Source organism: Candidatus Deferrimicrobiaceae bacterium (genome assembly GCA_035256765.1).
GTDB lineage: Bacteria > Desulfobacterota > Deferrimicrobia > Deferrimicrobiales > Deferrimicrobiaceae > CSP1-8.
Window position 1 is genome coordinate 1 of sequence record DATEXR010000037.1, and the last position, 1,402, is coordinate 1,402.

Here is a 1,402-nt window from a genome sequence, read left to right on the forward strand (position 1 = left end):
GGTCGCGCGAGGGGTAGGAGAAGTATTCGTGGGTCTGGATGTTCGCCCAGAAATCCTCGAGGTCCTTCGTCAGGATGAGGAGGTCGTGCCGCACGCCGATCTGGTCGCGCACGTGCCCGCGGAACACCGCCTCCTGCTTGAAGCCGAGCTTCTCGAAGACCTTCTTCGCACCCGACTGCGTCTCCATCATCTCCGCGACGATCTTCTCCAGCCCGCATTTCAGGGCGTGCAGGAAGAGCTCGTTCGCCAGGATACTTCCCAGCCCCTGGCGCTGGTAGTCGCCCCCCACCACGATGCGGATCGTCCCGACGTGCTTCATCCACCCCCCGAGGCTCTTGTGCAGGGTGGCGTCGGCCACCACCTCGTTTCCCCGCCACGCCAGGAGCGGGAAAACCTTATCGTAGTTCAACTCGGTCGCCCAGCGCTCCACCACGGCCGGGTCGGTGACGTTGTCCTTTAAAAACAGCCGGTCCGCCTCGGGCAGTTTCTGGAAGAAGAGAAATAGGGCGTCCTTGTCCTTCCTACCGAAGGGCTTCAGCACGACGGTGCTTCCGTCCCTCACCTTCACCTCTTTCGGGTATTCCTGTGGCATGGCGCAAGTCCTCCTTTCCCCGGGGTGATCCGCAGGCACGCTATAAAATGATGTTTCGGAAGTATAGGGTCCGTCGGTATGGTTGTCAATCCCGTTGCCGGGCGATTCCCGCCCCGTTTGCCCGGCTTGCGCAGGACCTGCGCAAAGCGCGCGGTTGCGCCGGCCCGGGCTTTTCCTTATAAAGGTACGATGGCCCGGGGAATCGGGCGGACGGGAGGGGATGATGGGCGGAAAGGTCATTGTCGGGAAGGAGGGGCCGGTGGCGACCGTCACCATTTCCCATCCCGCCAAGAAGAACGCGCTGAATCTTGCCCTCCTCGGGGAACTCCGGAAGGTCTTCGGCGGCCTGGCCGGCGAGGATACCCGGTGCGTGGTGCTCCGGGGCGAGGGGGAGGAGGCGTTCTGCGCGGGGTACGACATCACCGCGATCCCCGCGGGCGGCTCCGGCGAGGCGCAGGTGCTCCTCTCCAGCAACCCCTTCGACGACATGATCCGCTCCGTCGAGTCGTTCCCCGCACCGGTCATCGCCATGCTGAACGGCTTCGCCTTCGGCGGCGGCCTGGAACTGGCGATCGCCTGCGACATCCGCGTCTCCTCGGACCAGGCGGTCTTCGGGATGACCCCCGCGCGCCTGGGGGTCATCTACCGTCCCGCGGGGCTGATGCGGTTCGTCGACACGATCGGGCTGCCGGCGACGAAGGAACTCTTCTACACCGCCCGGAAGGTGAGCGCGCGGCGGGCGTTCGACCTGAAACTCGTCAACCGCGTCTGCCCCCCGGAGGAACTTCCCCAGGTGACGTACGAGATGGC

General features: G+C 65.0%; 2 protein-coding genes. One reads left to right on the forward strand and one right to left on the reverse strand.

What is annotated here, in order from left to right:
- The coding region (locus tag VJ307_01295; protein HJX72762.1) for a GNAT family N-acetyltransferase at window positions 1–592 on the reverse strand (592 nt) is incomplete at its 3' end.
- Window positions 593–812: 220 nt separating this feature from the next.
- On the opposite strand from VJ307_01295, the gene VJ307_01300 reads away from it, so the two are divergent.
- Window positions 813–1,402 (forward strand): enoyl-CoA hydratase/isomerase family protein (locus VJ307_01300; protein HJX72763.1); only part of this gene is annotated, 590 nt, incomplete at its 3' end.